This is a genomic window from Phytoactinopolyspora halotolerans, assembly GCF_010550675.1.
Classification (GTDB): domain Bacteria; phylum Actinomycetota; class Actinomycetes; order Jiangellales; family Jiangellaceae; genus Phytoactinopolyspora; species Phytoactinopolyspora halotolerans.
In genome coordinates, this window is sequence record NZ_JAAGOA010000007.1 from 148,462 (window position 1) to 173,382 (window position 24,921).

General features: G+C 67.4%; 18 protein-coding genes. 3 read left to right on the forward strand and 15 right to left on the reverse strand.

Translation table 11 applies throughout. The annotated features are described in order from the left end of the window. The first annotated feature begins 26 nt into the window (after positions 1–26). Positions 27–2,327, forward strand: a complete 2,301-nt coding sequence (locus G1H10_RS12150) for an MMPL family transporter (protein WP_163737548.1) — start codon at positions 27–29, stop codon at positions 2,325–2,327. A gap of 186 nt (positions 2,328–2,513) precedes the next feature. Here G1H10_RS12150 and G1H10_RS12155 read toward each other — a convergent pair whose 3' ends face one another. Further along, complete coding sequence (locus G1H10_RS12155) at positions 2,514–4,475, reverse strand: ABC transporter permease (RefSeq protein WP_163737926.1); 1,962 nt, start codon at positions 4,473–4,475, stop codon at positions 2,514–2,516. Positions 4,476–4,480: 5 nt separating this feature from the next. Continuing rightward, positions 4,481–5,242 (reverse strand): ABC transporter ATP-binding protein, encoded by a 762-nt coding sequence (locus G1H10_RS12160; RefSeq protein ID WP_163737928.1) that lies wholly within the window; start codon positions 5,240–5,242, stop codon positions 4,481–4,483. 147 nt (positions 5,243–5,389) lie between these two features. Here G1H10_RS12160 and G1H10_RS12165 point away from each other — a divergent pair, with 147 nt between their 5' ends. Together G1H10_RS12165 and G1H10_RS12170 are read left to right on the forward strand one after the other, a co-directional pair. Beyond that, positions 5,390–6,778 carry a sensor histidine kinase gene (locus tag G1H10_RS12165; protein WP_163737551.1) on the forward strand — a complete coding sequence of 463 codons (1,389 nt, stop codon included), beginning with the start codon at positions 5,390–5,392 and terminating at the stop codon, positions 6,776–6,778. Continuing rightward, entirely contained in the window at positions 6,778–7,419 is a 642-nt protein-coding gene (locus G1H10_RS12170; protein ID WP_163737930.1) for a response regulator, read from the forward strand. Before G1H10_RS12165 ends, G1H10_RS12170 begins: the two co-directional genes overlap by 1 nt. Before the next feature lie 33 nt (positions 7,420–7,452). Here the strand turns inward: G1H10_RS12170 and mnmA are convergent, their stop codons facing one another. The 13 genes from mnmA to G1H10_RS12235 form a co-directional block, all read right to left on the reverse strand. Further along, positions 7,453–8,556 carry a tRNA 2-thiouridine(34) synthase MnmA gene (gene mnmA, locus G1H10_RS12175; RefSeq protein WP_163737555.1) on the reverse strand — a complete coding sequence of 368 codons (1,104 nt, stop codon included), beginning with the start codon at positions 8,554–8,556 and terminating at the stop codon, positions 7,453–7,455. 8 nt (positions 8,557–8,564) lie between these two features. Then, positions 8,565–9,764 (reverse strand): cysteine desulfurase family protein, encoded by a 1,200-nt coding sequence (locus G1H10_RS12180; protein WP_163737558.1) that lies wholly within the window; start codon positions 9,762–9,764, stop codon positions 8,565–8,567. Between the two features lie 150 nt (positions 9,765–9,914). Continuing rightward, complete coding sequence (locus tag G1H10_RS12185; RefSeq protein WP_163737560.1) at positions 9,915–10,871, reverse strand: electron transfer flavoprotein subunit alpha/FixB family protein; 957 nt, start codon at positions 10,869–10,871, stop codon at positions 9,915–9,917. A 25-nt stretch (positions 10,872–10,896) separates the two neighbouring features. After that, positions 10,897–11,676 (reverse strand): electron transfer flavoprotein subunit beta/FixA family protein, encoded by a 780-nt coding sequence (locus G1H10_RS12190; protein ID WP_163737563.1) that lies wholly within the window; start codon positions 11,674–11,676, stop codon positions 10,897–10,899. A 135-nt stretch (positions 11,677–11,811) separates the two neighbouring features. After that, positions 11,812–12,903 carry an HTTM domain-containing protein gene (locus G1H10_RS12195; protein ID WP_163737566.1) on the reverse strand — a complete coding sequence of 364 codons (1,092 nt, stop codon included), beginning with the start codon at positions 12,901–12,903 and terminating at the stop codon, positions 11,812–11,814. Then, the gene (locus tag G1H10_RS12200) at positions 12,900–13,670 is read right to left on the reverse strand and encodes a DUF5819 family protein (protein ID WP_163737569.1); all 771 of its coding nucleotides are present in this window, start codon (positions 13,668–13,670) and stop codon (positions 12,900–12,902) included. Before G1H10_RS12200 ends, G1H10_RS12195 begins: the two co-directional genes overlap by 4 nt. Positions 13,671–13,818: 148 nt before the next feature. Continuing rightward, positions 13,819–15,636 (reverse strand): choice-of-anchor G family protein, encoded by a 1,818-nt coding sequence (locus G1H10_RS12205; protein WP_163737572.1) that lies wholly within the window; start codon positions 15,634–15,636, stop codon positions 13,819–13,821. A 408-nt stretch (positions 15,637–16,044) separates the two neighbouring features. Next, a complete protein-coding gene (locus G1H10_RS12210; protein ID WP_163737575.1) occupies positions 16,045–17,229 on the reverse strand; it encodes an HTTM domain-containing protein in 1,185 nt (394 codons plus the stop codon). Continuing rightward, positions 17,226–17,957, reverse strand: coding sequence for a DUF5819 family protein (locus G1H10_RS12215; RefSeq protein ID WP_163737578.1), 732 nt, complete (start codon positions 17,955–17,957; stop codon positions 17,226–17,228). Before G1H10_RS12215 ends, G1H10_RS12210 begins: the two co-directional genes overlap by 4 nt. A gap of 215 nt (positions 17,958–18,172) precedes the next feature. Next, the gene (locus G1H10_RS34515) at positions 18,173–20,218 is read right to left on the reverse strand and encodes an LPXTG cell wall anchor domain-containing protein (RefSeq protein WP_216853191.1); all 2,046 of its coding nucleotides are present in this window, start codon (positions 20,216–20,218) and stop codon (positions 18,173–18,175) included. A 481-nt stretch (positions 20,219–20,699) separates the two neighbouring features. After that, complete coding sequence (locus G1H10_RS12225) at positions 20,700–21,356, reverse strand: acyltransferase (RefSeq protein ID WP_163737581.1); 657 nt, start codon at positions 21,354–21,356, stop codon at positions 20,700–20,702. Positions 21,357–21,382: 26 nt separating this feature from the next. After that, positions 21,383–23,098 (reverse strand): choice-of-anchor G family protein, encoded by a 1,716-nt coding sequence (locus tag G1H10_RS12230; protein ID WP_163737584.1) that lies wholly within the window; start codon positions 23,096–23,098, stop codon positions 21,383–21,385. Between the two features lie 296 nt (positions 23,099–23,394). After that, a complete protein-coding gene (locus G1H10_RS12235; RefSeq protein WP_163737585.1) occupies positions 23,395–24,807 on the reverse strand; it encodes an FGGY-family carbohydrate kinase in 1,413 nt (470 codons plus the stop codon). Between the last annotated feature and the right edge of the window lie 114 nt (positions 24,808–24,921).

The following is a 24,921-nucleotide window of genomic DNA, read 5'->3' on the forward strand; positions in this document are numbered from 1 at the left end:
CGCACGCAGAACCGATGGAGGTACCGATGACCGACACCGTACCCGTCACCGACGGATCGCGGGCGGATCCGCCGCGACCTGGGCTGTTGGGCAGACTCGGCGGGCTGGCGTTCCGCCGGCGCGGGCGGACCGTCCTGGCCTGGGCCGCGGCGGCCGTCGTCGCGGTCGGTCTGTCGTCCACGCTCGGAGGCGACTTCGCCACCGACTACTCGGCACCCGGCTCGGACTCGAAACAGGCGCAGGACCTGCTTCAGGACCGGTTCCCGAGCCAATCCGGCGACCCCGTGGACGTCGTCGCACACACCGATGGCGAGGCGACCGACCCGGAGGCGCAAACGGACATCACGGCCCTGCTCGACGAGCTGCGCAGTCTGCCGCACGTGGCAGCGGTCGAGAATCCGTATGAGACTCCGGGCAGCATCTCCGAAGACGGCCGGACCGTCGTCGCACGCCTCTACCTCGATGTCACCAACCCCGCTGACATGCCGATCGAGGACACCGAGCAATTGATCGCGGCCGCGGAGTCCGCCGAGCGGGACGGCCTGGAGGTCGCCCTCGGCGGCCAGGCCATCCAGCTCGCCGAGGAGTCCGAGGTGGGCTCGGAGATGATCGGCCTGGTGGCAGCCGCGGTGATCCTGCTGCTGGTGTTCGGCTCCGTCGTCGCGGCCGGCTTGCCGCTGGCGATGGCTATCGGTGGTCTGGCGGTCAGCGCCAGCCTGGTGGGGTTGCTCGCCGCCCTGGTCGACGTCCCGGAGTGGGCGCCCGTGCTGGGCATGATGCTCGGTATCGCGTTGGGCATCGACTACGCCCTGCTGATGGTCACGCGCTTCCGCGAGTGGCGGGCGGCGGGACTGGAGCCCGAGGCGGCGACGGCGGCCACGCTGGACACCGCCGGACGCGCCGTCCTGGTGGCCGGCTGCACCGTGATGGTCAGCATGCTCGGCCTGTTCGCCATGGGACTGTCCTTCATGAGCGGCGCGGCCGTCGTCGCCATGGTCGCGGTGCTGATCGTCATGGCGGCGGCGGTCACCCTGTTCCCGGCGCTGCTGGGCTACCTCGGCCCGCGCATCGACCGGCTCCGGCTGCCGATCGGCAAGCGCGGACCGGCGCAGGTCACCGAAGACGGCCACATGGTGCCGCCGAAGGGGTGGGTGCGGTGGAGCGGCGTCGTGCGCAGGCACCGGATCCCGGCCGCCATCGTCAGCGTCGCCGGGATGCTCCTGCTCGCCGTCCCATTCCTCGGCACCTATATGGGCCTTCCCGACGCCGGCAACAACCCGGAGGACTCCTCGACCCGCCAGGCGTACGACATGCTGGCCGAAGGCTTCGGCGACGGCGCGAACGCACCGTTGCTCGTGGTCGCCGACCTGTCCCAGGCGTCGAGCGCGCAGACCGGCAGTGGCGGCGCGGCCGTCGAGCAACTGCACGCGGGAATGCAGGCGACCGAAGGGGTCGCCGTCGTGTCGCCGCCGCGCCTGGACGAGACCGGAGAGACCGCGATGATGACCGTCGTGCCCACCACCGGCCCGCAGGACCCGGCCACGGAAGACGTGGTGCACGCGATCCGGGACGAGGTGGCTCCGGCTGCCGTCGGCGGCAGCGGCGCCGAGGTCCACGTCGGCGGCGTCACCGCCTCCGTGATCGACATGAACGCGTCCATCGCCGATCGGCTCGGGTTCCTCATCGGGGGCGTCGTCCTAGTGTCGGTGCTGCTGTTGCTGGTGGCGTTCCGCAGCGTCGTCATCGCGGTGACCGCCGCCGTCATGAACCTGCTCTCGGTGGCCGCCACCTACGGCGTCGTGGCGTACTTCCTGGAAGGTGGATGGGCCGGCGAGCTGATCGGCATCGACACCGAGACACCGATGGCCGCCTTCCTGCCGGTGATCATGTTCGCCCTGCTGTTCGGGCTGTCCATGGACTACGAGGTGTTCCTGATCAGCCGGGTGCGCGAGGCCTGGGTGCGGCACCGCGACAACGGGCGTGCTATCACCGAGGGCCTCGCCGGCACGGCACGCGTCATCACGGCCGCGGCGGCGATCATGATCGTGGTGTTCGCCGCGTTCATCCCGGACGACCAGGTCTTCATCAAGGTCTTCGGGGTAGGCATGGCCACCGCGATCCTCATCGACGCGACGGTCGTACGGATGCTGCTGGTCCCGGCCGTCATGCACATCCTCGGCCGCAGCAACTGGTGGCTGCCCGGCGCGCTGGAGCGACGCCTGCCACAGCTGCACGTCGAGGGCAACGCCGACGCCTACCTGAAGCCACGCACGGAGCGGCCGCTGGCAGGAGCGGTACTGCAGCCGCAGTCGCAGCCGCTGCCCTGACGTCGCGCGGTAGCGCCACTGCCCTGACGCCACGGCCGCAGTGGGTCACCTCATCGTTGCCCCAGCGACAGCGAGGTGACCCACTGTCGTGACCGGAAAGGGCCGGGCACAGGCGCGTGGCGGTTCCGTCATCCGCGCGACATCTGAGAGGCGCATCCGATGTTCGTATTGCTGTGCCACGCGTCCCTATTCGCGGGCGGACACCAGGGCGATCGGTGCGATCCGGGTCGCTGCCCGCACGGACGCCCACGTAGCGACCGTGATCACGACGAACGCACCGCCGGCGACAGCACCGGCAAGTTCCCACGGGACATCGACGACGGCGGCACCGAGCGTCCTCTCGATCCCGCCCGCGATCCCGGTCATCGTCCCGGCGACGATCACACCGCCCAGGCATACACCGATGGCGGTGACCGCCCACGCCTCGATCAGTGCTGAACGGACCACCTGCTGCCTGGTCAGGCCCGTCACCCGTGCGGTGGCGAACTCGCGCTTCCGCTCGGCACTGGAGATGACCACGGCGTTGACGACGGCCATGGCCGCGTAGAGACCCGACAGGCCCATCAGCACCACGAGCACCCCGACGTTCTCGTCCTGTTGCTCGGCGGTCTGGGCGGACGCCCACTCCTCTACCGACCGCGTGACACCCAGATCAGCGGACCGGATCGCCTCCACAACCTGATCGGGATCAGCGTGAGGTTCCAGCTGAACCACCGCATGCGCCGGCCAGTTCGCCCGTTCCTCCGGCGTGAACAGGTCCATCGGGACGAGAATCCCGTCGCTGCCCGACAGCGTCTCCGGAAGGACGGCGACGACGGTCGGGGAGAACTCCCGCTCTGATACCTGCTCGAGTACCCGTGCCGTCACCGTCGTACCGAGGTCCACCCGGTAGCCAGGGCTCGTGGTCACGGCGATGGCCGAGCCGCTCAGCTCGTCCAACGAGCCGGCCAGCGCTTCCTGCCGGTGGGTCCGCCGGTAGGCATCCGGCTCGACCGCGACGATGCCGGAACTGAAGACCTCCTCCTCTAACTCTTCGGGATCGCCGATGTCCACCGTTATCGTCACGATCATCGGCACGCTGATCTGCGATGACACCACGGCGACGCCATCGAGGGAAGCGAGCTTCTCAGTCCGCGCGCCGGTCGACTCCACGATCAGGTCGCCGTCGATCATCTGCTGTTGTTCCTCGCCCGCCGCGACGGCCAGCGAGCCGAGGCTGCCGGCGAGGCCCAGCAGCAACGCGACCAGCACGATCAGCGGCGCCGCCGTCGCGGCGCTGCGTCGCACGCCGTCCCGCAGGTTCGCCTCGGCCAGGCGCCCGACGGCGCTCACCGCACCCAGCAGACCCAAGACCCTGCCCGCCAGCGGGACGACGAGTGGGCTCAGCATGCTCAGCGCCAGCCCACCGGTGATCGCGAGCCCCATCGACGTCGCCACCGCCACGTCCGTGTCCGCACCTTCCGACCGCGCGGCCGTGAACAGCCCCACCGAGGATGCCAGCATCAACAGCCCGAAGATCCACCGCGGCAGCGTCATCATTCGGCCGGCGCGCCCGGTGTCAAGCAGTGCCTCGAGCGGGCGCACCTTCGCCGCCCGGCGCGACGCCGCGAGGACGCCGAGCAGGGCGACGACGAGACCCGTGCCGGCCGCGACGGCGGTGTGCCAGCCGGCCCATGGAGTGGCGAAACCGTCCGGCAGGAATTCCAGCTCGGTCAGCAACCACCGCTGGATCCGCACCGCGGCGAAGCCGACCGGAAAGCCGAGCGCGGCGCCACACAGGCCGAGCAGCACCCCTTCGCACAGCAGCAGCCTGCGCAGCTGGCGCCGCCGCGCACCGAGCACCCGCAACAGCGCGAGGTCACGGCGCCGCTGGGCGACGGCGAAGGCAAACGTGGAACTCACGATGAAGATCGCGAGGAACGCGGCGATGACCATCGCGATCCCCATGAGGGTGGCGGCGCCGTCGTAGTTGTCGCGGATCTGCGCCTCTTCCAGAGGATCGAGGCCCTCGGGAATGGGCGGATCGCCCGCCGCGGCCATGATCTGCAGGGACGCCTGGACCAGCGCCACGCCCACGGCGACGCTCAGGATCGCACCGACGAACAGCTGCCAGCGTTCACGGAAACCGCTCCACGACAGCCGGACCATACCCGTCACGCCTCCCTGCCATGCCGCTCGCCGTCCTCCAGGCCGGCGAGCATGTCGGCCACATCCTTCGCGGACGGGCGCGCAGCGCGGTCGACGATCCGTCCGTCGGACAGGAACAGCACCGAGTCGGCGGACGACGCGGCGAGCGGATCGTGCGTCACCATCACGATCGTCTGGCCCGTGTCGGTCACCATCTCACGGAGCAGATCGAGGACGACGCGCGCCGACGACGAGTCCAGGGCACCGGTCGGCTCGTCGGCGAAGAGAACGGGCGGGCGGGCCACCATGGCTCGGGCGATCGCCACTCGCTGCTGCTGGCCGCCGGAGAGTTCGCGCGGGCGGTGCCGGGCCCGGTCGCCGAGGCCGACCGAGGTCAGGGTCGCCCGTATCTCCCGCTTCGACACGCGCACTCCCGCAAGCCTCAGCGGCAGCGCGACGTTCTGTTCGGCGGTGAGCGAGCCGATCAGGTTGAAATTCTGGAAGACGAAGCCGATGTCCGCCCGCCTGAGTTCGGTGAGTGCGGCGTCCGGTGCTCGCGTGATCTCCGTGCCGCGGAGGACCACCTGCCCGGTGTCCGCGCGTTCCAGCCCGGCCGCGCAGTGCAGCAGTGTCGACTTGCCGGACCCGGACGGGCCCATCACCGCCGTCCAGGATCCGGTGGGGAAATCGACGTCCACGCCGTCCAACGCCCGGACCCGCGCCTGTCCCCTGCCGTAGTCTTTCGTCACGCCGCGCAGCTCAACGGCGGCGTGGTCGGTTGCCAGCATCGTCACCGTTCCAGGACAGCCGACAACCCGCTCCGCGGTCACTACGTATGATCGGTGAAACCGAGGTAGGGCTAGGCCTACCCGCCTTCTCCGGCCAACCGGCTGGTCATCGAGGCTGCGGCGGCTAGCGTGGTGCAGGTGCACGACATGGATCCGCGGACCGCACTGGAGTCCGTCACCCGTCGCCGGTTTCTGCTGACCCGCTGGCCGTGGCGGTCACTGGGCTACCTGGTGACGACCGGGCTGGTCGCCCTCGGGGCGGCGCCGCTCGTGCTGGCGGGCCTGCCGTGGATCGTGCTGCTCTCGCTGATCTCCGAGCCCGGCAACCGGCCCGGCCTGGGTACGTCTGTCCTGCTCATGTTCACCGGCCTGGTGCTCATGGTGGCTCTCGGCCCGCTGGTGTCGATACCGCTGGCGGAACTGGAACGGCGGCGGCTGCGGATGGTCGACGACCGCACGGTGCTGTCCGCGCACCGGGAACCTCCCGGCGCCGATCTGTGGTCCTGGCTGCGCACCCGCTACTCCGAGGCGGCGACGTGGCGGGAGCTCGGGTACGCGCTGTTACTGGTCACGGTCGCGCCGCTGGCCTATTTCGTCGTGCTGGTCGCCTTGGTGTTCGTCATGTTCCTGGTCGGTAGCCCCCTGCTGATCGCGCTGGAGGAAGGCCCGGTCAGCCTGGGGCTCGGCGAGATCGACTCTCCGGCTCAGGCGATACCCTATGCGCTCGCCGGCCTCGTCCTGCTCCCCGCGGTCCCGTACCTGTTCGCGGTGCTCGCCGGTGGGCACGGTGTCGTCGCGAGAGCGCTGCTGCACGGAGAAGACCGGGAAGAACTGCGAGCTCGGTTGGTCGACGTATCGCGCTCCCGGGCTCGGCTGGTGGACGCGTTCGAGGCCGAACGACGCCGGATCGAACGCGACCTGCACGACGGCGCGCAGCGGCGGTTGGTCAGCCTCACCCTTCAGCTCGGCATGGCCCGCCTGGACCTGCCGCCGCAGTCGCCTGCCGCGGCGGCCGTCTCGGACGCGCACGAGCAGGCCAAGCAGGTCATGGCCGAGCTGAGAGAACTGATCCGGGGTATCCATCCGCAGGTCCTGACCGACCGCGGCCTGGGCGCGGCACTGCGTCACCTGGCCGACGAGGCCTCGATCCCGGTGACGGTCGACGTCGACGTACCCGAGCGACCGTCGGAGCACGTGGAGGGGACGGCGTATTTCGTCGTATCCGAGGCGCTGACGAACGTGGCGAAGCACAGCGGGGCGAGCGAGGCGCGGGTCACTGTCCAACGGCGCCGGGATGCGCCCGACGGCGATCTGCTCATCGTCCAGGTGTGGGACGACGGCCGGGGCGGAGCCGATCCGGAACGCGGCACCGGACTGATCGGGCTGGCTGACCGGGCCGCCGTCGTGGACGGCAGAATGTTTCTGTCCAGCCCGACCGGCGGGCCGACCGTCCTACGCGTGGAGCTTCCGTGCAGCCCGAACCACCAGCACAGCCCGACCCAGTGGCGCAGCCGGAACAATCGGTCACCCGGGTAGTGCTCGCCGAGGACGGCGTGCTGCTCCGTGAAGGTCTGGCCGGGCTGCTGGATCGCTTCGGCTTCCGGGTGGTCGCCGCCGTCGGCGACGCCGACGCCCTCAGAGCCGCCGTCGATGAACACTCCCCGGACCTGGTGGTGACCGACATCCGGATGCCTCCGGGTTTCGCCGACGAGGGCCTGCGGGCCGCAGTCGAGCTTCGGCGTCGCCACCCTGACCTGGCTGTCGTCGCCCTGAGCCAGTACGTCGAGCAGAGCTACGCTTCCGAGCTGATCGACTCGGCCGACGGCCACGGCGTCGGTTACCTGCTCAAGGATCGCATCGTCGACGTGGAAGAGTTCGTCGGCACGCTGCGGCAGGTGGTGAACGGCGGCACCGTCGTCGATCCGCAGGTGGTCCGCCAGCTGCTACGTCGCCGCCGAGACCCGCTGGCGCGGCTGTCCCCACGCGAGCACGAGGTGCTGGCACAGATCGCCGAAGGTCACTCCAACGCCGCGATCGCACGGAACCTGGTCATCACCGAGGCAGCCGTCGGCAAGCACATCAGCAGCATCTTCACCAAACTGGACCTGCCGCCGACCGAGGAGACCAACCGCCGAGTATCCGCCGTCCTGGCCTACCTGAGACACGACTCCCCATAGACACGACTCCCCATGATCATGAACACTTACCGTTCATATGGCACGGGAACTGTTCATGATCATGGGGCTGTGAGCGCGGTCGATGGTGGCGGAGCCGATGACGCGGTCGCCGTCGTAGAGGACGATCGCCTGGCCCGGCGCCACGCCCTCCTGCGCCACGTCGAACCAGACGGTGAGGACGTCATCCACCAGCTCGGCCCGGGCCGGCACCGGCTCACCGTGCGCCCGGAACTGCGCCGCGCATTCGACGACGCCGACGGGAGCCGGGCCGCACCACCGCGGCGCCGAGCCGACGACCTCGCCGACAGCGAGCTCCTCTCGCGAACCGACCGTGACACGGCGGTCCACCGGGGAGATGTCCAGCACGTACCGCGGTTTGCCGTCCGGCGCCGGGCGGCCGATCCGCAACCCCTTGCGCTGGCCGATGGTGAATCCGAACGTGCCGTCGTGCTCGCCGATTACCTCGCCGGATGTGTCCACCACCTCGCCGGGCGCCTCGCCCAGCTGGTCGCGGAGGAACCCCGCCGTGTCGCCGTCGGCGATGAAGCAGATGTCGTGGCTGTCCGGCTTGCGCGCCACCGCCAGCCCGCGACGCTCCGCCTCGTCCCGGATGTCGGTCTTCACCGTGTCGCCCAGTGGGAAAATCGCGTGTGCCAGCTGCTCCGAGGTCAACACGCCCAGCACGTAGGACTGGTCCTTCTCCGGGTCGACGGCTCGATGCAGCTCGCGGCCCTGGGGTCCGTCCAGGATGCGCGCGTAGTGTCCGGTGCAGACCGCGTCGAAGCCCAGCGCGAGCGCACGCTCGAGAACGGCGGAGAACTTGATCTTCTCGTTGCAGCGCAGGCACGGGTTCGGGGTGCGGCCGGCGGCATACTCGGCGACGAAGTCCTCCACCACGTCCGCCCGGAACCGCTCCGCGAGGTCCCAGATGTAGAACGGGATGCCCATGACGTCCGCGGCCCGGCGCGCGTCCCGCGAGTCCTCAAGCGTGCAGCACCCGCGCGCCCCCGACCGGAACGACTGCGGGTTGGACGACAGCGCCAGGTGCACGCCGGTTACGTCGTGCCCGGCATCGACCATCCGCGCGGCCGCCACCGCCGAGTCGACGCCTCCGGACATCGCTGCCAGTACTCGCATTCTCGTCCTCACCGGTTGTTCTTCCAGGTAGCGTCCACGAGGCCCGCCGCACGTGCCCGTTCCACCGCCGGACCGATCGCCTCGATCACGGCATCCACGTCCTCCGGGGTGGAGGTGCGGCCCAATGAGAAGCGCAGCGACGCTTGCGCCACGTCGTCGGCGATCCCCATCGCAAGCAGCACGTGCGACGGACGGGACACCCCGACCGAGCATGCGCTGCCGGTCGAGCAATAGACGCCGGCGGCGTCCAGCAACAACAGTAGCGAGTCGCCCGTGCAGCCGGGAAACGAGAAATGCGCGATCCCGGGCAGAGTCCGCGCCCCGGCAGCGTTGCGGATCGCGTCCGGCACGGCCGCGGTCACACCGTCCGCGAGCCGGTCACGCAACCGGCTCAATCTCCGCATGTGCGGCTCCACGTCTCGGGTGGCGGCTCGGGCCGCGGTCGCGAAGCCCGCGAACGACGGCGCGTCGAGCGTGCCGGAGCGCACATCCCGTTCCTGCCCGCCGCCGTGCTGAACCGGCGTCAGCGTGACGTCGCGACGGACGAGGAGAGCACCCACACCGATCGGCCCGCCGAGCTTGTGCGCCGAGATCGTCACCGTGTCCAGGCCGCTGGCGGAGAAGTCGATCGGCACCTGCCCCGCCGCCTGCACGGCGTCCGAATGCACCGGGATCCCGTGTTCGTGCGCGACGGCGGTGATCTCTCCCATCGGCTGCACGGTGCCGACCTCGTTGTTCGCCCACATGACGGCGACCAGCGCGACCGACTCCGGATCCCGCCGCACGGCGGCACTGTACGCGTCCAAGTCGAGCCGGCCGTTGCGGTCGACCGGCAACCACTCGACCTCGGCACCTTGTGCGTCGCCCAACCATTGCACCGTGTCCATGACGGCGTGATGCTCGACGGCGGAGGCCAGAATCCGCACCCGCCGCGGGTCTGCGGCCCGCCGGGACCAGTACAAGCCCTTCACGGCGAGGTTGTCGGCTTCGGTGCCGCCGGAGGTGAACACGACCTCACTCGGCCCGGCCCCGAATGCGGCCGCCACGGTCTCGCGCGACTCCTCGACGAGCTTGCGGGCCTGCCGCCCGGCGGCGTGCAGCGACGACGGGTTGCCGAGGGTAGCCATCGTCTCCGCGACGACCTCGATCACCTCGGGCAAGATGGGGCTCGTCGCGGCGTGGTCCACGTAAACGCGCCGCTCCGACATACGTCGTCCAGAATACCGTGCCGGCCGTCTGGCTTCAGATTTCAACGTCGCCATCGGTGGGCATCGGCGATGGGATGCGGGTTTGGTGCGCTATAACCCACCAAACCCGCATCCCATAATCGCGACACCAGCGCCAGGATGGTCGCAGCTTCACGCCTTGCGCTTGGTGATCTCCTCAGTCGCCTGCGGCAGGACCGTGTGCAGATCACCGACGACGCCGAAGTCCGCCATCGAGAAGATCGGCGCCTCCGCGTCCTTGTTGACCACCACCACGGTCTTCGAGGTCTGCATTCCCGCCCGGTGCTGAATGGCTCCGGAGATGCCGGCGGCGACGTACAGCTGCGGCGAGACGGTCTTTCCGGTCTGGCCGACCTGATGGGCGTGGGGGTACCAGCCGGAGTCCACCGCCGCACGGGATGCGCCGACCGCGGCACCGAGTGCGTCGGCGAGCGCCTCCACCGGACCGAAGTCACCGCCGGTTCCTCGACCGCCGGAGACCACGATCGCGGCCTCGGTCAACTCCGGCCGCCCGCTCTCCCCGCGAGCGGCGCGTTCCACGATCCTGGCACGTTTGGCCGTGTCGGAGATCGACACCGCCACCTTCTCCTCCACCGGTGTGCTCTGTGCCGGCTCCGGCGTGGCGGCATTGGGCTTGACCGTGACGATCGGCGTGCCGTGGGTGACCCGGGCGGTCACCGTGTACCCACCGGCGAAGACGGACTGCGTCGTCGTGATGCCGGCGTCCGCGGCCACGACATCGACCGCGTCGGTGATGAGGCCCGATTCGAGCTTGATCGCCAGCCGTGCGGCGATCTCCTTACCGTCCGGGTTGGAGGCGAGCAGGATAGCCGCGGGCTGTGCCGTCGCCGCGACCTGCGCCAGCACTTCGGCCTGTGGCGCCACGAGGTGGTCCACGAGCTCCGGGTTCTCCGCCACATACACCTTGGCCGCACCGAACTGCGCCAGTGTGTCGCGAGCGGCGTCGTAACCGGAGCCGATGAAGACCGCCGAAGGCTCACCGAGGCGGCGGGCGATGGTCAGCAGCTCGGTTGTCGTCTTGCGTACCGCGCCGTCCGCATGGTCGACGAGGACGAGGATCTCAGCCATATCTGTGTGCTCTCCCTCGAACGCTTCAGATGAACTTCTGGTCGGCCAGATAGGCGGCGAGCTTGGCGCCACCGTCGCCCTCATCCGTGACGACCTCGCCTTGGGTGCGCGGCGGACGGGCCGTCACCGACGCCACGACGGACCAGGCGGCCGACAACCCGACGGAGCCGGCGTCGATGCCCAGGTCGGCCAGCGACCACGTCTGAACCGGCTTCTTCTTGGCCGCCATGATGCCCTTGAAGGACGGATAGCGGGGCTCGTTGATCTGGTCGGTGACGGAGACGATGGCCGGCAGCGCGGCCTCGACTGTCTCGGTGACGTCGGCGTCCCGGCGCGCCCGCACGGTGCCGCCGTCGAGCGTCAGTTCGCCGACGAAGCCGACGTGAGCAAGCTGGAGCCGCTCAGCCAGCATGGCGGGGACGACGCTCATCCCGCCGTCGGTGGACGCCATGCCGGTGAACACGAGGTCGACCTCGCCCACCTTCTCGATCGCGGCCGCCAGCACCTGGGACGTCGCCAGCGCGTCCGACCCGTGGAGCGCCTCGTCGAGCACATGCACGCCGGAGTCCGCTCCCATCTGAAGCGCTCGCTTGATGGCGTCCTGCGCCTGCTCCGGCCCCATGGTGACGGCGATGACCTCGGCGTCGCCGGCGTCGGAGATCTTGAGCGCCTCCTCCACTGCGTACTCGTCGAGCTCGGACAGGATGCTGTCTACGCTGACCCGATCGGTCGTGTAGTCCGCTTCATCGAATTTCCGGTCCGCCGCGGCGTCCGGGACGTGCTTCACTAGAACGACGATCTTCATGGCCGACAGACAACCTCCTCAGCTTGCCTTCCAAAGCCTTGAGGACGTGCGGCGCAGGGCGTCGCAGTCTCGAAACGAATGACCCGATCGTACCCATGGTTACTCGCGAGTAACAAATCGTGTGTGGTTTTTCACCTAGCTCTTCGTCACCGTCGTCTCCGGCCTGTCGGCCAGCTGCTCGTCGCCCTCGGTCCGTTCGAGGTCAGCGGGGGCATCGTCATCCGCGACCACGCGCCCTCGACCACGACGTCGGGCCCGACGACGGGCCACCCACGCGATGGCGGACCGGTACGTCTCGTCCCGGATGAAGATGGCGTCCGCGGCAAGGATCGCCAGCGAGAACCAGGGCAGCGCCATGGTCACCGCGATCCCCACATGCATGAAGAACACCAGCACCAGGGCGACCACACGAGTGCCGCGACGCATCAACAGCAGGGGAAAGAAGACCTGGACGAAGACCGTGATGTAACTACCGATCGTCACCAGGATGCCGCTGGCGTAGACGATCTCGTTCAAGGCCGGCCAGGCAGCGTACTGGTCGATCCGCAGCGGGTAGTACAGCCCGACGCCCTCCTGCCACATCGACCCCTGGACCTTCGACATGCCCGAGACCACATAGACCACGAACACCTGGCCCGCGATGCCGAGCAACGCGACGTTGTGGAAGAGCACGCCCGGCCAGGCCGGCCACGTCCAGCGGGGGCGCTCGCCCGGGCTCGCGCCTCCTGTCTCCTCGAGGGGCGCGGGCCCGCTCCCGCGGCGCCGACGACGCGCGTCCAGCGACCAGTGCATGGAGACATCGGCGAGGCAGAAGAACAGCAGCGAGATACGGATCAGATTGTCGCCCGCGTCCGTGGCGAGCGGGTTGAGCCGCATCAAGCTCGTCAGCATGAGTAGCAGTACGGGGGTGATGAAGCGGGTACGCCATCCGAGCGTGAACAGCACCGCTACCACCGTCAACGCCAGGTACTTCAACGTGAAGACGGCCGACGAGTCCTCCACGCCGAAGATGACCGTGAACGGAAATCCCCAGTAGTCCACCGTGAGCCAGGGATCGAGCCACCGGGCTCCCGGACCCCAGACATAATGCCGATCGGCAAAGTTCACGATCAGCGAACCCAGAATGGCCACACCCAAGCAGATCCGCATCGCCGACAGCCCGTAGGCAGCACGTTTGCGGCCGAACAGCCATTGTTCACCCTCGTCCAGCAGCCGGAAAACCGTCATTGCAGCCCCCGCATGGTGTTGGCGAAGGCCTCGTCGTCCTGGCCCTCGTTCACCAGCACCGGCCGCCAGCCGAAGTCGTGGTAGGACCGTGACGGTTCCTCCGGCTCCGGTTCGTTGCGCACATCCCACCGCGGCACCGGCGTCCGTCTGAGCTGGAACTGCACGGCGACGATCTCGCCGCCCCACAGCGCTCGCGCTACCTGCGTCGCGTATCCCGTGGCCACCCGGTCAGCACGCACCATGTTCGCCACCCGCGATGACGTCTCGCCGCCCTGCGCCGAGATCAGATCGTCCGCCAGCGGCTTCCAGTTCTCCATATCCGTGTAGTCACTGGTCATGATCTCTTGCTGTTCGTTGGACAGGTCATCCCACGCCGAATCCAACCGCCGGTGCAGGTTGGAGGAGAGCCGGCTGGCTCGTGACGGTGCCGGATTGTGCGTGACCAAGGTCCATTCCGCCTCCGTCGCCGAGATCCACTCGGTCGTTCTCTCACCGCCCGTCGAGGGGTCGTTATACCGGGCCCGCACCAACAACTCGTCCTCAGCGTTCACCGGATTGGGAGCGAAGAGACTCCAGTTCTGTATGAACATCGGACGCATATAGCCACGCATCTCGTCCCCGACCGCGTCCTTGATCGGGTTCGACGGTGCGTTCCACAGGAATGTCAAGGCGAAGTGCATACACAACAGGCCCACGAGGAAGAACGCGACCCCGCGGGCTATCGGCGGCACTGATACAACGCGCTGCCGCTCGTCGTCGTCAGACACGCCCGCCAGATTAGACGACGTAGGTACAGCAGCACAGGCGGGATCGGAAATGGACACCGTAGGCATAGAACGGCCCCGGCCCGCGGGCACGTCGCCGAAACGACGCACCTCGCGGGCCAGGGCCCTTAGTTGAGAAGGAGTGCTGAGATCAGCCCTGCGTCGTCATCCGACGGTTCCGGCTGCTGACGAACAGCGTGTAGCCACCCACAGCCAGCAGTCCAACCACCAGCAGCAGCCACATGATGTTCGAACCGGTGTCCGGAAGGTCACCGTTGCCGTCAGCATCCGCGTCAGCATCAGCATCGGCCTCGGCGTCTGCATCCGCATCGGCCTCGGCGTCTGCATCCGCATCGGCCTCGGCGTCTGCATCCGCATCGGCGTCAGCGTCGGCATCCGCGTCAGCATCCGCATCGGCGTCAGCATCCGCATCGGCGTCAGCATCCGCATCCGCGTCAGCGTCGGCATCCGCGTCAGCATCCGCATCGGCGTCAGCGTCGGCATCCGCGTCAGCATCCGCATCCGCATCCGCATCCGCATCAGCATCCGCATCAGCGTCCTGTTCCTGGACCACGTTCGGTCCGACCTGCGAGCGAGCCAGATCGATCGTCGCCAGGCTGTTCTCGCCCGGGAGGACGTCGATGTAGAGCGCGGACACGCTGTACGGACCGCCCGACTCGACTGCCGCCGGCGACACGTTCTCACTGCTCAACGCCTGAGTGTGCCCGCTATCCATCGGCTGGTCCGGCTGGTAGTTCAACTTGATCGACAGCACGTCGGTCAGCACGTCAAGCAGACCGTCGGTCAGCTCGTCGAGCCCCAAAGCGTCCAGCAGTCCGTCCAGGATGTCGCCGAGCTCGTCAAGCAGCCCGGCCGGCTCCACTCCCAGCTCATCGGCCGCCGCGGAATCCAGCGCGCCACTCACACCGTTGAGGACGTCGTCGAGCAGGCCGGACAGCAGGTCGCCGAGGTTGCCCAGCAATCCGCCGAGCACCTCCGAGCTCAGCAGCTCGGTGTTCGGCGCCTGGCCGTTGAGCCCGCCGTCGAGGAGTGCGTTCAGGTCGATCGTCAACGTCCCCGTCGACAGGTCGAGCTCGAGGCCGTCGCCGCCAATGGCGCTGCCCAGAACCTTGTCGACCGCGGCCTGGACGTCGCCGGCCACCTCGGACTCAGACTCGGACCCCAGAGCGTCCAGGCTCAGGCCCGCGTCCTCGGCGAGCCCGCTGACGTCCGCCGTGGCGGACGCGATGTCGGACCCCAGGCCCGCCAGCAACGGGATCGTCACCTTGAGGTAGCCGCCGGCGATCTCGTAGTCCCGGGTCAGCTCGAACTCGTCTTCGGCCGACTCCGGACCGGTGAGGAACGCCTCGGACGAGATGGCGCCGAGCTCCAGCTCGATATCGGCGATCAGGTCCGTGAGCTCTTCGCCCAGGAGGTTCGTCAGGTCGAAGGTCGCGTTGGCCGGGAACCCGGCATCCACGCCTGTTCCGATGCCACCGTTGTCGGCCACGGCGCCGGTAGCGGCGCTCGACGTGCCTTCATCCTCCGCGGTGGCCCATTGGTTCACCGCGCCGAGCTCGATGATGTCCTTGAGTGGCAGCTGCACACCGCCCTCGACATTGAGCTCGATCGCGTTGAGCACCTCGACCTCGAGCGGGTTGGCCTCGGTGACCGGCTCCGGCGTGCCGTCGTTCTGCACCTCGACACCGGCCAGCTCGGCGATGTCGTCGAGGTCGGCGCCAAGAACCTCGCCGGACAGGAAGCGCGCTTCGGCGCGCGAGATGTCTCCTTCGGCCGCCGACGCTGGCATCGCCAGATTCGTCGTGGCCAGGGCGGTGATCGCCCCTGCGGCGACGGTGCTCGCGAGCAGCCGTCGACGCCCCTTACTTGCAAACGTCATGCCTTCTCCCCTAGGCAGTACCCAAATTGGCTGTCGCGGAACATTCAGCACAGACTCATACCGCGACATGACCTAGACACTATCGGTATGAAGCGCGCTTGTCGCAGGGCGGATGATCATACGTTTGGCTGAACTTTATGTCCGGTTAGGGACTACCCAGGTGACGAATATCGTAAGTCTCTACATGGCACATATAGACGACTATTTCGGACATTACCGCACATGATGGATACCGATACGGCACCATTCCGCATCGCATTGTTGAGGCCGTCACGTCACCACATTGACGGCGGGCCTACGGCCTCGCCGACGCACCGCTGGAGTCGACTTCACGGCCGGCCATACGGCTCACGATCTGGCATCCGTCGAGTACGACGAGACGCTGTTCGAGCGCCGCCACACGCACCACCGACGACGCAGCGCGGCAGACGTCCACAGGTCCACAGGACGTGGTAAGACGCGGTAAAGCTGAGTCAGTCACGCGGTCGAGCGCGGACCATCGCCACGCGCGGCACCGACCACTTCTCTGACCCCGTCCGCCGGCACGATGGACGTCGCACGTCGATTATCCGTCGATGGGCCCACCGGATTTTCCGCTCCGCCCGCCTTGCGACCCTGTGACCGATTCTTCCATGTGCCGCGAACCCAGCGCTGAAGACCTTCGTATGTCGAATCACGAATGAATATGGCGTCGGCGGCCATGATGAACAAAGAGAAGAACGGCAATCCCATGAATACGGCGATCCCCACATGCATCGCGCTGACGCTCAGCAACGCGAGCACCCGGGTTGTCCGCCGCAGTAACAACAGCGGGAAGAACAACTGGATGAACACCGAAAAATACGTCGCTACCAACACACCCAGCGCGCTCATGGTCAGCATGTCGCTCAACGCCGGCCACGGCGCATACAGGTCAACCTGCAGCGGATAGTAGATACCGGTGCCGTCCTGCCAGGCCGAGCCCTGAATCTTGTACATCGCCGACGCGACGTAGATGATGAAGACTTGGCCCGCTATCGCCAGCACAGCCATGTTGTGCAGCAGCGTCGCGACCTTCGAGCCGTTCTCTCGCAACTCTGGCCAGATGGGCAACCGAATCGGGCTCCGCCACTCGCCCGCCGCTTGTTTCGCTCGACGCCGGGCGTCCAGTGACCAGCGCCCGGAGATATCGGCGAAGCACATGTAGAACAGCACGATCCGGAAGATGTTGTCACTCTGATCGCCGTAGATCGGCTGCGATTCTATGAGGCTGACCCAGAGAACGAGGGCCATGGGCGCGATGAATCTGGTTCGCCAGCCGATGACTAACAAGACGAGGACGGCCGCTACCAGGCCAAGCTTGAGGTCAAGCTCGACGGTGCCGCTGCCTCCGTGAAACATCGTGAACGGCCAACCGAAGTCCCCGTTGTCATCGATGAGCTCCAGCCACCGGGAGGCGTCGCCCCACAGGTAGTGGCGGTTGAGCCAGTTCGCCGCCAAAAAGCCCAGCGCGGTCAAGCCGAAGACGATCCGCACGACGGCCAGCCCGTACGAGGCGCGCCGACCGCCGAAGAGCCACTCCTCCGCGAAGCGAACCTTGCGTCCGATGTGCTTGTCCCAGAGGTCGGCACGCTCGTCGGCCGGCCTCGACGTATCGGTTGTCCCAGATCGCATGTCGCTCACGACGCGAACCTTTCGATGGCAGCGGCAAAGGACTCCCGGTCTTGCCCGTCGAACTCCACAAACGGACGCCGGCCGAACTCGCGGACGCGCGTCGGCCGGTCGGAGTCATCCTTCCGTCTGGCGAAGGGCGCTGCATCTTGCTCGACGATCTTGAACTGCACATATTGCAAGCCAGCATCTTCGCCCCACCATGCGTATGCGAACTGCGTCGCGTACGCGGTGATCGTTTCGTCGTACCGCAGCACATAAGAGATGCGGCCCGACGGGCTGTGATCGCCCTCCAGCATCCGCGCCTCCAGGCGATCCCAGGCGTCGTCGTGGTAGTGGGCCTCGAGTGCCTTTTGCTCTTCATTCGTCAGCTTGGCGCGTTGTCGACCGATGCGCGACGCGAGCTTTGTCGTCACCTTACCGGCGCGTGACGGCGTCAGGTTATGCGTGATCGCGTCTTGAATCTCCAACTCGGTGACGTCGACCCATTCGGTCGGGCGTTCGGCGTCGTACCACCCGCGTACGTAGAGGTGATGCTCCGTGTCGATCGGGTTCGGGGCGAAGAGACTCCAGTTCTGCTGAAAGAACGGCTCCATGTAGGAATCAAGGGGTTCATCCCACGCGTCCTTCGCTACGTTGTCCGGTCCGACGAAGATCGCGGTCGCAGCTAGATGTGCCGTCACAGCCGCCCCCAGAACCGCCGCCAAGGCTTTCAGCCATGCTGGCCGCGTCTGCTGCATCAACAGCCCCTTCATCTCTCTCACGGATTACCCGTCGTCCGTGCCCGGAGCGCCCTATCCACCCCGCGTGTACCGATCTTCCGCCCTTGCCCCAAGTACTCGTATCACGAACGCCGGTGGGTCCACACCAACCGTTCGGCGTGGACCCACCGTCCATTCGTCGGATGCGAACGCCATCAGGCCTGATCAGGCCATCAGGCGGTCCGCAAGATCCGCTACTGCTGAGCCACACTCCGGCGACGGTTCACCACGTAGAACGCCGCACCGCCAGCCGCCATGAGGGCAGCTCCGAGCGTGATCAGCAGCGCACTGTCAGAACCGGTGTCAGGGAGGTCACCTGCTTCGACGACCTTGAACCCGGCGGTGGCGTACTCGACGCCTTCGCCCGCGCCTTCGTACTGCTCATCGGTGCTGATGACGAAACCAGTGTGGTTCCCCAGCTCGAAGTCGGTCGGGATGCGGAACTCGAAGACAACCGTGCCTTCGTCGTCCGCGGTCTCCGTGTTGCTGACCTCCCAGACCTCCGAGTGCACCTCGGCCCGGACCTCTTCGCCCGGCTCGAAGCCGGTTCCGGTCAGGGTCTGAACGCCGCCACGCTCGACGACCTCCTCGGCGTCGGCCTCAAGGGACCGGTCACCGAACTCACCCGGGTCGCCACCGTCAGCATCCGCATCCGCATCGGCGTCCGCGTCCGCGTCCGCGTCAGCGTCAGCGTCCGCGTCGGCATCCGCGTCGACATCCGCATCGGCATCCGCGTCGACATCCGCATCCGCATCCGCATCAGCATCCGCATCCGCATCCGCGTCGACATCCGCATCCGCATCCGCATCCGCATCCGCATCCGCATCCGCATCCGCATCCGCATCCGCATCCGCGTCAGCATCGGCATCGGCATCGGCGTCAGCATCCGCATCCGCGTCGACATCCGCATCCGCATCCGCGTCGACATCAGCATCGGCATCGGCATCGGCATCGGCATCGGCGTCAGCATCCGCATCCGCGTCAGCGTCAGCATCCGCATCCGCGTCAGCATCGGCATCCTGCTCGTTGTCCGGCCAGATGCCGCCCTCCGGGACCTCTGCCCAGACGTTCGGGAAGCTCATGATGTGGATCTCGCCGTCCAGGGCGCCGAGAACCTCACCCTGCAGAGCAAGCCCGCCGAAGTTGAACGCGGCACGCGTTCCGTCCTCGGCGATTTCCTGGTCATTGGTCAGCTCCACGAACGTGAGGTCCGCCTCGATGAGCCCTGGCGCATCAAGAGGAATGCTGACGCCAGGCTGCAGCTCAGCGATCGCGCAGATCTCCGGGTCCTCCTCGGTCGGCTCCCCTTCGCCCTCAAGGTCGAACGGGCCACCGCATTCGGCGTAGACACCGAAGGCGGGCAGCTGGGGCTCGGTGCCCGGCTCGCCGCCGTCGATGCTCGCGCCGCCTTCCTTACCGTTCGCGAAGGCGCGAATCAGCACCGGGTTCGAGGTGCCCGAGCCCGGGGCAGCACCAATCGAGATACCGCCGCCATCGGCACCACCGAGGATGTCGACGCCGCCGAACGAACCCGAGATCTGCGAGTAGGCCGCCGACGTACCGTCACCGTTCGGAATCGTGCCCTGCTCGGTCTGCATCTCCAAGCCGTCGACGCCGAACAGCGGCGAGCCGGGCAGGCCGATGTTCACTTCCCCGGCCGAGTCGTCGACGATCGCAAGCGGTCCGCCCATCTCCGGGGTCAGACCGCCTGGCGTCTCGGGGTAGGACGACGTCTCGGGAACGACGAATTCTTCGTCCCAGTTGGCCTTGGCCCGGCCGCTGAAGACTCGAGCGTCGAAGATGTCCGAGCCGTCGATCTCGAGCGGCGTAGTGTCCCACTCGTCTTGCTGCGGAGGAGCCGTCTGCTCCGCGCCGTATGGCAGATCCAGCTCTGTTCCAAGGACGGAGACTGCTGCCAGATTGGTGTAGGCCCGGCTGTAGACGCCCGCATCGGCGCCCTCGACGCCCTGCGAGTTCACCTGAGAGTCGATGGCGCCCACGTCGGCCTGGACACCGAGGTCCAGGTCGAGGTCCGGGAGCAGGTCACCAAGCAGATCGTCCGGGAGCAGGTCCTCAAGGACATCGCCCCCGCCCGGAACCACCTCGAGAGCAACGCGCCCATAGCTGCCATCGGCGCCGGCGTTCCACGGCCCCATCGCTTCGGTGTCCGGGGCTGCTGCGGGCTGCGGCTCGGCGGCCACGTGCGCCAGCGATACGCCGAACGCACTTGCGGAGGCCACACCGACGGACACCAGTGCCCGCGCTGCTCGCCTCCGTGGCATTGTTCCAGCCATTTCTATATCTCCCCTAGAGAATTCATGATCCACGTGACTTACAAGATCACCGCAAGATGACCGTCATAGGAAGCTCGTGGATCCGTTGACGAATGCCGAGGCCTGAAGTTACCGGTTCACCCGGCGCTCGTCATGGAGTTACGCGGTTTCGGGGAATGGGAATTTCTACGCGTCGCCTCGCATTAGCGAACGAGCAATCGCCTTTAACACGTATGGGACATCGAGCACCAAACTGGGTCACAAGAAGCGCTGTGAACGCGGACAGATCCGGACGAATTGCCCGCCACCAAGCGCGGCAGCAGCAACCACGACGCGCAAGATTGTTACTTCACCGTGACTGATCATGTCGAGACACGTGAAGCCGACGAGTCAACGACGTCCTCGCACCAAGGGTTCCCGAAGCCTGACGGCGGCCGAGGCACTCGCGTCAACGCATTGGAGTCGGCCTGCGGCGACTACGCTGACCAGCCAACCGCGATTTGATCACGCGGGCCGGCACGCCGCCCGCGATGCTGAAGTCATCCAGCACGCTACGGACGACGGCGTGCGCCGCGATGACACAGCCTCTCCCCACGTCCGCCCCGCGCAGGACAGAACTCTTGACGCCCAGCCAGCAGTCCGGACCGATCCGGACGGGCGACTTGACGATGCCCTGGTCTTTGATCGGTGTATCAAGATCGTCGAAGCGGTGATCGAAGTCAGTGATGTGGACCCAGTCCGCAACGAGCGTTCGTGCACCGATCTCGATGTCCAAGTAACAGTTCACGGTTGTGTGCCGTCCGAACACCGTCTTGTCGCCCACTCGCAGGGTGCCCTCATGGGCGCGTAGGTGCGTCTCGTCACCGATGTGCACCCAACGGCCAAGGACGACGCGGCCGAAGCCACGCCGTCCATAGACCTTCGTCCGACGTCCGAGGAACACCATTCCCTCGGTGACCACCTCAGGATGGAACAGCCGGAGCCGAAGCAATCGTGCGTACCGGATCAGGTAGAAGGGAGTCCACGCTCGGTTGCGATGGACCCAGCGGAGGTTCGCCAGTGTCAGATAGCGGACCTGCCGGGGATCGCGTCGCCGATGGAGCATCCCTCGACCGTAGAGCGACGGTCAGGTCAACTCAACCGCGCATCCTCGGTGCCTTCCTCGTCACCGTCCTCGGTGCCTTCCTCGTCACCGTCCTCGGTGCCCTCTTCGTCACCGTCCTCGGTGCCTTCCTCGTCACCGTCCTCGGTGCCTTCCTCGTCACCGTCCTCGGTGCCCTCTTCGTCACCGTCCTCGGTGCCTTCCTCGTCACCGTCCTCGGTGCCCTCTTCGTCACCGTCCTCGGTGCCTTCCTCGTCACCGTCCTCGCCGGTCTCGTTCGGCCCGACCTCCGATTTGGCGAGCGTGAACGATCCGTCCGCCTCAGCCGGCAACAGGCCGATGGTCAACGCCGCGACGCTGTACGCGCCGTCAGCCTCGGTCTGAGAGTTGACCTGTATCGAGATCAACTGCCCGAGTTGTTCGCCCACGGGAGCCAGCGCCTCAGCCAGCGTGTCGACCAGCGGTGCCACGGTCTCACCCAGAGTGCCGGTCACACCGGTCTCGCCGAACAGGGTCTCCTCGACCAAGCCGCCCACGACGTCGACGAGTTGGTTCACCAGGTCTGCGACGAGCGGTCCGACGACGCCGGTCACCACGCCGGTGCTGTTGTCCACGATCTCCGCGTCACCGTCGACGAGGGCACCGAGCGTGGTCTCCATGCTCAGGTCGAGCATGTCATTGATGAGTGCCGCGCTGACCTCGGCCTGGATGCTGATGTTCAACCCGACCGACCGCAGCGCCTCGGTGACCGCCTCGACCAGCTGGTCGGTCAGGCCTTCCAGAAGCGCTGTCACCTTGTCCGTGAGGCCGGCTATGGCCTCCGGGCTGAGCAGATCGGTATTCGGTTCCTGTCCGTTGAGACCGCCCTCGACCAATTGGTCGAGATCGACGACGAGTGATCCATTGGCCAGGTCGAGCTCGACGCCCGTACCTTCACCGAGCGGCGTGCCGAGGATCTCGTCCAGCAGCGCGGCAAGGTCCGCGTCCACCTCGACGGTGACGTCCGGGCCGGTCACGGAGACCAGCGGCAACGCGGCCAGGCCGTCCAGGATCGCCGCGAGCGCGTCCAGCGACTCCAGCGCGCCGGCGATGGCCCCGTCCGGGCCGGCCAGCTGGTTGACCGTGTCCTCGACGGTCACCATCGCGTCCTCGAGACCGGCGACGAGATCACCGATGGCAGGTACGTCGATCACCAGGCTGCCACCCGCCACCTCGTAGGCGCGTTCCACTGCGGGCTCTGCCGAGGCCGACGCCTCCAGGTGTGCTTCAGACGAGATGGCGCCGAGCTCCAGTCGGACGTCGGCGATCGCCTCGGCCATCCCTTCCCCGATCAGGTCGCCGAGGTTCAACGTGGCGTCGCCGGGAAAGTCCTCGCCTCCGGAGCCGATACCCTCGCCGTCCATCACTGCCCCAGAGCCCGCGTGCGACGCGCCACCAGGGTCTGCGGACGCCCACTGATTGACCGCGCCGAGCTCGATCAGATCAGTCAGTGGAAGCTCAACTCCACCCAGGTCGAGCCCGAGTGTCTCCAGCACCGCCAGATCGAGTGGGTCGTAGGCGGCCACCTCTGCGTCTTCGCCGATGTTCTCGACTGCGGCGCCACCCAGCTCGGGCACCGCATCAAGGTCGAGGTTCAGGACTTGCCCGGCGAGGAACCGGGCGGCTGCCCGCGATTCATCCCCGTCCGCTGCCGTTGCCGGGACCAGAGATGTTCCGGCGACGACGGCCGGGACTGCGACGGCCACCGCCAATACCGTACCTGCTCGGGCCCATTTCCGTCTCGATGTTGCCATGGACATACTCCTCCCCCGTGGCCGTTCCCGGCATTCCAGGAACGACACAGCAAACCGTTACTTGACAGGGAAACTAACTGATTGTCGCTTCTTGTGACAACAACTATGAGAGAACTTCAACGGAGCATGTCCGTTATCTACACATAGATATGGAATTATCTACGTGTAGATACGCCGCAACGGCCGTATCCCGCGATATTTCCGCAACCGGCCACCGGATATATGTCGGGCTTACGCCACTCATGTCCTCAGCCGGACGGGGCGAGATCCTCCACCCGTTTCGCGACCCCTGCCGCTACCGCCGCGAAGACCGCGGCGCCTCGAGCGCCTGCCTCTTGGACGTCAGGCATGACGTAGGCACCGAGGATCTCCCGCTTCAGTACCTGAACAGCGACGCTGCGCAGACCACCGCCCGTGGCCACGATCCGTCCAGTCGGGCCCGCCACCGTCTCCAACATCTCTTTGACCTCGACGGCACGTCGCTGCACGGCTTCGATGGCCGCACGCCAGATCTCCGCGGCCGACGGCTCGTACCCGATGTTGGTCAGGACTGCACGCTCGGTCCAGATGCCCTCCACAGCCGGACCGTCCGACCGCGGCCGCACGGACAGTGCCTGATGATCCAGCTCAGTCAGGTCCGTCGTGTCACGGCCCATCAACTTGAGGAAACGCCACAACCCGATGCCCGAGCGCAGCCCGGTCATCACCTGCAGACGGTCGCCGCCCACATGACGGCCGACGCTGATGCCGCGCATCACGGCGTCCTCGACCTGCTCACGCGGGATCCGACGGTCGAGTATGCGCACCATCGCCTCACTGGTACCGCAGGAATCCAGCAGATCGCTGGACCGCGTGGCCCCGACGCCGATGCCGGCCACCAGGTGATCATGCCCGCAGACAGTGGTCACCGCCCCGGCAAGTGCGGGCACACCGAGGTCGCGGGCCCGGGCCGGGGTCACCCGCCCGGTCGCTTCTCCGGCGATCGCGATGTCTGCGAACAGATGGTCCGGTGCCTTGGCCCAGTCGAGCAACTCGGGCGCCGGGCTGCCGCCCAGAACGTCGAAGAAGCCGGTCCTCCCGGCCAGCGACGGCTCGGTGACCTGCGCCCCGCCGAGCTCGTAGGCGACCCATTCAGGAACGCTGAGCCAGCGCACACCACGACCACCCATATCCTCCTCACGCACCATCCACCGGTACTTGATGATGCTGGGCCGCCCGCTGAGCTTCAGCCCGGTCACGGCGGCGAAGGTCCGCACACCGATGTCTCGCTCCAGATCCCCGACCAGCTCGGCACCGCGTTCGTCGTACCAGGCGAACACCGGCGCCAACGGTTCCGCGTCGGCACCGAGCGGGACCCCCGCCTCGGCCAGGCCGGTGACACCGATGCCGGCCACGTGCACCGGCCCGTCGCCGCCTGACTCGGCCTCAGCGATCGCCGACGACGCCGCCTCCACGACCGCTGCGAGGATGCGGCGCGCGGGAGCCTCCGCCCCCGTCGCCGTCGTCCGCCACGGCGTGGCCACCTGCCCCAGTCCCCGGCAACGACCGTCCGGGTCCATCACCATCGCCTTACAGGTCGTGGTGCCGACATCTAGGCCGAGGAGGACGTCCCGGGATACAGGTTGCGGCAGCGATACGCTGCGTGCGCCGTTTTGGTCCATATACGCCAGGATGGTACCTGTATGTGCGGCTGCCCGGGCCGCGGTCTCGTCCGGAGTACCCCCGGCCGCCGATCCGTATGTAGGTAAGGCTATCCTCATATCTCACGCTGACGT